This window comes from Cupriavidus mimosae, from assembly GCF_023952485.1.
GTDB classification, from domain to species: Bacteria; Pseudomonadota; Gammaproteobacteria; order Burkholderiales; family Burkholderiaceae; genus Cupriavidus; species Cupriavidus taiwanensis_C.
In genome coordinates this window covers 1-5931 of the sequence record NZ_JALHRY010000047.1, presented here as the reverse complement: position 1 = coordinate 5931, position 5931 = coordinate 1, and the positions used below count along the sequence as shown (strand labels likewise).

General features: G+C 52.1%; 3 protein-coding genes, 1 tRNA gene and 4 pseudogenes. 7 read left to right on the top strand and 1 reads right to left on the bottom strand.

The features are described from left to right. The 4 genes and pseudogenes from MKD50_RS29920 to MKD50_RS29905 all read left to right on the top strand — a co-directional run. The coding region (locus MKD50_RS29920) for a hypothetical protein (RefSeq protein ID WP_172582634.1) at positions 1 to 234 on the top strand (234 nt) is incomplete at its 5' end. Positions 235 to 396: 162 nt separating this feature from the next. Then, a pseudogene (locus tag MKD50_RS29915) lies at positions 397 to 916 on the top strand (IS30 family transposase); the annotation flags it as partial. Positions 917 to 1664: 748 nt separating this feature from the next. Beyond that, on the top strand, positions 1665 to 2102 hold the full coding sequence (locus MKD50_RS29910; protein WP_012354759.1) for a hypothetical protein: 438 nt from the start codon (positions 1665 to 1667) through the stop codon (positions 2100 to 2102). 452 nt (positions 2103 to 2554) lie between these two features. Continuing rightward, positions 2555 to 2796: pseudogene (locus tag MKD50_RS29905) on the top strand (IS5/IS1182 family transposase); the annotation flags it as partial. Between the two features lie 91 nt (positions 2797 to 2887). On the opposite strand, the gene MKD50_RS29900 reads toward MKD50_RS29905, so the two are convergent. Next, positions 2888 to 2975, bottom strand: a tRNA-Ile gene (locus MKD50_RS29900). An 86-nt stretch (positions 2976 to 3061) separates the two neighbouring features. Between MKD50_RS29900 and MKD50_RS29895 the strand changes: the two are divergent. The 3 genes and pseudogenes from MKD50_RS29895 to MKD50_RS29885 all read left to right on the top strand — a co-directional run. Next, positions 3062 to 3401 (top strand): annotated as a pseudogene (locus tag MKD50_RS29895) (IS3 family transposase); the annotation flags it as partial. A gap of 84 nt (positions 3402 to 3485) precedes the next feature. Then, positions 3486 to 4754 carry a pectate lyase family protein gene (locus MKD50_RS29890; RefSeq protein ID WP_157625309.1) on the top strand — a complete coding sequence of 423 codons (1269 nt, stop codon included), beginning with the start codon at positions 3486 to 3488 and terminating at the stop codon, positions 4752 to 4754. Positions 4755 to 5358: 604 nt separating this feature from the next. Next, a pseudogene (locus MKD50_RS29885) lies at positions 5359 to 5754 on the top strand (transposase); the annotation flags it as partial. Between the last annotated feature and the right edge of the window lie 177 nt (positions 5755 to 5931).

The window sequence follows — 5931 nt, the reverse complement described above, 5'->3', positions numbered from 1 at the left end:
CATTACGCCGCCTTTGATGACCGCAACCTGAAGAAGATCGGCCATTGCAGCCATTCGAACTGGCCGAGCCGACTGGCCGGGAAGGGTTACGAAAAGACGATCGAAGGTGGGCCGATAATCCTTGTCGCGCAGCATCTTTCCTCCGCCAACCGTTTGAGTACTTTTGCCACACCCGGGCTCAGCTTTTCGGTCATCGATCGGGTCACCCGTCAGCATGGCAGACCGCTGTATTAAATGTCCGTACCGATGAGCAACTGATTCAAGCAATAGATGATGTGTTCTCTTCGTACGGCACCCTATTGCCATCCGACGAGGTGTTCGTCCAACCGATGGCCAAAGATATCGCGGTAAGTGGCGTTGTCATGACATGCGACCCTGAATCAGGCCTTCCATACGGCAGAGGATCGCGCGATGCCTGGACACTGGGAAGGCGATCTGCTGTCGGCAGCGCCAACAGCCAGATTGCAACACTCGTCGAACGCCAGACAAAGTTCGTGATGCTCGTGAAGATTGCCAGCAAGGACTCTGAGGCTGTAGTCAACGCCCTGATCAAGCACGCTGGCAAACTACAGCAGGAATTGTTACAAAATCGCTGACGTGGGATCGCGGCACAGAGATGGCTGGCCACAAGAGCTTCACTGTCGCGACCGATATCAGGGTCTATTTCTGCGAACCTCAAAATCCCTGGCAGCGCGGCACGAACGAAAACACCAACGAGCTCTTGAGACAGTACCTTCCGAAAGGAACCGATCTCTCGATCTATTCGCAAGCCAAGCTCAATGCCATTGCCAGGCGGCTCCACGAACGCCCGCGCAAGGCACTAAACTTCGATACACCGGCTGAACGATTCCATCAAGCTGTTGCGCTGACCGGCCAATTGCTCGAGTATGACGGCGAGATGCCGAATCGGGACTGACTGATCAGACAACGGTGCATTGCCAAAATCGCGCCGCCACTTTCTGAATCTGCCAAAGCCGGAGGTAGAATCATCACTGCCCCCATCTGGGCGCTGGCTAATCACAAACCTTGTCGGCTCGCTCTACGAGTTTGCCCTCCTATATAGCTTACTGTGCGACTTCATAGCCCTGACATGAGCAGATGAGTCGGTGACCTGTCATCAAAGATTTCGATGCACTGCGGCTTAGAAACAAAAAGCGCGCCGGCACCGAGGTGCCCAAATATGCAATCGTGACGTCGGAAATTCGACAAAGCCAACGAATTATGTGGGCATTCTTTCAGCACATAGCATCGCTCGAATGACTGTGCCGATTCTTGCCGCAGATGTGAGAATAAGGGACCTGTGGCCGCAGACTCCGTAGTCTCAGCCGCACTATTTCCGTTCCCTTCATTCTCAATCCTATCTGCGCCTAGATCGGCACCTGCTTCGCTGAGCCGTCTGTGGGCGAGTCAAATCGACGCTGAACCGTCACTATCTTCAGCGGCCCCCCTTGTTTTGGGTCCGCCTACGAGCGTCTCTCGGAACGCTGCGCTATTTGGCATAAGGTTTGCGTGAGCGGACTGGGGCAAAGCAGATGAGGTACGCCGATCCTTTCATTGCAGGGTTGGTGGTCACGGTTTTAGCCGAGGATTATCCACCTCAATCCCTGCTTTATTAGTCACTAGACATTGTCCAAGCCGCTATATAGAAAATGAGGTATGCAAATATGTGTGCACATGATAAAAATGCCAATGATACTGACAAATTTATCGACTCAATGGCGGAAACCATGAAGGCGTTTTCGCAGATATTTGCAACTTTCTGCCAGCCGATTTTGCCGGGCTGGTTCGCAACCAATAGCACTACCAACAATTCAATCACCATCAACAAGGAGAATAGCTCGGATCCGGATATGGAGCGTGAAATCACGCGTGATCACAGCTATGGAAGCCAAATAGGCAGAGTAATTGATGCCGTCGCCGTTCTCGTCGAGCAACAGCCAAAGGACGTAAAGGAGTCCCCGAAATTACAAGGCTTAATGGACCTCAAGAATAGCATTAATAAAATCAAAGGTAGGACTTTGCGCGCAAGGCTAAGCAAATCTGGAGTGAGCCCTGACACTTATGCGAATTTAATAGATAAGATTTACAGTTCGAAGTCATGATGGGATTGGCGCCCGCGCCGCCTCAATTGCGTCGGAGAAAATCGCAGTTCAGGCGCGATTACCGCCCAGTATGCAAATTGTCACCCCGTACCCCGGCGTAACGGGCACCAACGCACATTGCAGGTGCTTGCCTGTTGACACATATCGACTCCTAGTGCTGCTGCCGGCCCGCTACTGCAGCTGCTCCGGGGTCGACCCAAGCCGACGTCGAAGCGCGCGGTCTTCCTGCTATGATCGGGCTTCGTCATTGCCAGCCAGTTCAAACGCTCCCTGAACAGGGACATATTGCCCCGGTGTGACTTGATGTGGTTGACCACAGTCGACTTTTGCGACACGCGCTGCTATAGCCGCACCCTGCTGCGGGTGGCGCGCGTCTGTCTGTTGCCGACGCTTTCCCAGGTGAAGCGCACAGAGACCGTCCGTGTTGCTCGCGAGCGCGCCGAACCTGGGATGAGTGGAGTCGGGCGAAGCTTGCCAGCGCAGCAATGCGCCAGCCCCGAGCACCGAGCATACCGGGCCCAACCACACAGATCGCGGCAGATTAGGCAGCAAACGCCATCTCATCGTAGACCGGCAAGGCGTTCCTCGGGCACTGACTGTCATCGGTTTCAATCGGCACGACTCGGTTGTCCTCGAAGACTTGGTCGATGCAATACCCGCAGTGCCTGGTTTGTCTGTCCAGCGGCCGTCGTGCGCCTTTATAGCTTCGAGAACGTGAAGCTACAGATTGGTTGGATATCGCCGTTCCTGGCGAAGAGTCGAAGAGCTATGAAAGATATCGCGCTTGGTGGGCCGGGTGGGATTCGAACCCACGGTGGGATATCCCCGGCGGATTATGAGTCCGCTGCCTGCAACCAACACAGCGTCCGGCCCTGTAGCGACGCGCGAGATTCTACCCTGAAGTTCCCAGAATTTGCCACCATCGCATCTCGCGACGGGTTGATTTAGCCGGCACTGAATTGGTGCTGGATCTGTTGAATCGGGAAGTCGTGGGCTGGTCCATCAAGGCGCGCATGACGGCGGACCTTGTGGCGGATGTGTTGGCGTGGTTCCGCCGCAGGCCCGGCATGGGGAAATTGTTGGGACGCGCCGACGAAGAGCTCTTCAACAGTTTGGAGAACGAACGAACTCCTTCCACGCGGTACCGGACGCAACGTGAGGCCGCTGCGGACCTGTTCGAATACATCGAAGTGTTCTATAACCGCAGTGGTCGTCATTCGTCCCTCACCTTCGTAATCGCCGACTCAGTTCCTGCAGGACTGGCTCACTGTTCAGCAGGCGACAGATTGGGCTGCATAACCCCGGACCTATGGAAGCCGAAAATAGGAAACCTCAATTATTGGCAATGTCTAAATATTGACAAGGAATTATATGTTATTTCATATGGCATTCAAGCGAGCGACTCTGGTGCTGGGCTCGGCGGCCTTCCTGTTTAATTTATCCGGATCGTGCGCAACGGAATTTGATTTTAGTCGGCCGAAAGGGTTCGGCGCAGCAACGATCGGCGGGATGGGCGGGGAAGTCGTGAATATCACAGATCCAATTGATGGCCGGGAGCAACTGAAGAATGCCCTGTGTAATTCATTTAATGCGGAAGGAGTATGCTCTGATGCAACTCCACGCATCATAAGAATCGCAACAACGATTGACTACACAGGGACAGAAAAAACCTCCTCGGAGCGTGGCTGTTATCCCGGCAAAATAAAAGGTGAATGTCCGACGCCGTACGAGCCGGAAGCATTGATCCTTGTCGATGCGAACGATAGGCATTGCAGTGGAAAAGAAGTCACAGGGATTACTTACGATGCGGCCGGGAAAAATCCGCTATCGGTCGGTTCAAATAAGACCTTAATTGGCGCCAGCTCGTCCGCAGCGCTAAAGGGAAAGGGACTGCGTCTGGTGAACTCCCGCAACGTCGAAATAAGAAATCTTACGATAAGTGACATTAATAACGGCATCGTTTTTGGTGGCGACGCAATATCGCTGGAAGGGGTGGACCGAGTTTGGATAGATCATAATACCTTCCACAATATTGGCCGACAAATGATTGTCGATCACTTCAGGCCTGCAATCAACGTCACTATTTCGTGGAATAATTTCGACGGCACAAGCGCTTACTCACCTGAGTGCAACGGGAAACATTATTGGAATATCTTGCTAACTGCAAAAAAGCAAAATATTACTTTATCCAATAATTGGATTCATGATTTTTCCGGGCGAGCACCGAAAGTTTCTGGCAGCGATGCCATTGTGCATGTGGTTAATAACTATTTCCAGAATGGTTCTTGGCATGCGATCGACTCGAGTGAAAAAGCACATCTTTTTGTCGAGGCGAACTACTTTGATAATGTGATCTTTCCAATTTTGCCTGACGATGGCTATATCTTTGGAGCGCTCGGTAGTCTCGGCGCTGTAGCCCAGCGGGAGTGCAAAGAAAAAGCCGGTCGCCCTTGCCTCGGCAATGTCGCTATCCCTGAACCCTCGAACAACGATTTTACGCAATACTCTGCCGTAATGGAAGCATTTGAAGCGCTGAGAAAAAATATAATTCACTCATCAAAGTCCAAGGCCTCGTCCTGCATGATAACGCCTTATGAGGCAAGCAAAGTGCCCGCTATAGTCAAGGCATATGCCGGCACAGGGCATCTCTGATACATGAAGGGGCGCGTCATGGATGTGCTGTACCGTACTCATTTTCTATTGCAGCAGCGGTCTTCACATACCCTCATGAGCGAGCTTCATAACGATTTGAATACAGTTCATTTTACGTCCGGAGGTACGCCCTCTACAATCCCGACTTCCTGGAGGCGGCTGATGATTTTTCATTCAAATGACTTACAACTCCGGGTTCCACCAACATTGGTGCGAAGCTCGCTCGAAGAATTGCTGAGGCGTTATTTGCAAGGTAGTGATGGTACTTCTTCGAAGTCATCGACTCCAGGCTGCGTCAGGTTTTTGCAAGCCACAAGACGCCTCATTCTAGTCACCTGTCATGTATCAGATGCTGAAGCATGCTAAGGCAAATCAAAAACGTGCGGCGTTCCTTGTTTCAGTTTCAGTCTCTTGGGCCATGTAACGCATGGGTTTTAATATTTCGTTTTCATGCTTTACGCAATTGGCTGGAAACTAAAGAGTCCGCGGTAGTGCTGCCTGATGAGTTAATGGAACGGTGAGCTAGCTAATGTCAGCGTGTTCACCAAGACATGCCTGCCTCGTATGATACCTAGGGACGTTTTTAAATTAGAGGAGATATTTTGTGACCAGTTTGAAGTCCAACCCTTCTGAAGGAGGAAACGAGGCCTTGAGCGAGCCAGAGCGGCGGCGGCGGCGGTCCGTGCATGAAAAGCTTGCTATTGTGCAGGAAACCCTGGAACCAGGTGTAACCGTCTTAGAGGTGGCCAGGCGCCATGAAGTCAATCCCAATCAAGTGTCCGCATGGCGGAAGCAGTACCAAGATGGTACTCTGGCCCCTCACAATATCGGCGAGGCTTTGGTTCCCGCATCTCAATTAGCCGCCGCGATGAACGAGATTCGAGAGTTGCAAAGGCTCTTGGGAAAAAAGACACAGGAAGCAGAGATATTGAAGGAAGCGACTGAGTACACTCCGTCTTCAAGTAGTGATTGCGCACTTCACCATTCCGCCTTGGGGCGACTGTGATGAATAGCGTCTGCATATTCGCCATGAAAGCTGAATAGCCTTACGCCGAGCCATTGGGTGGCTCAGCAAATTTCTTAACCGAATGTCCAGCCCTGCACGAGTCGTTGTATGGTGGCGAACATTTTCTTTGACATAGTTCATGGGGCTGGGCTGCTTTCAAATCACGTATCC

Bases quoted from the DNA above. Each gene is read 5' to 3' on its own strand.
- MKD50_RS29910 (WP_012354759.1), top strand. From the start codon at position 1,665: ATGTGTGCACATGATAAAAATGCCAATGATACTGACAAATTTATCGAC.
- MKD50_RS29890 (WP_157625309.1), top strand. From the start codon at position 3,486: ATGGCATTCAAGCGAGCGACTCTGGTGCTGGGCTCGGCGGCCTTCCTG.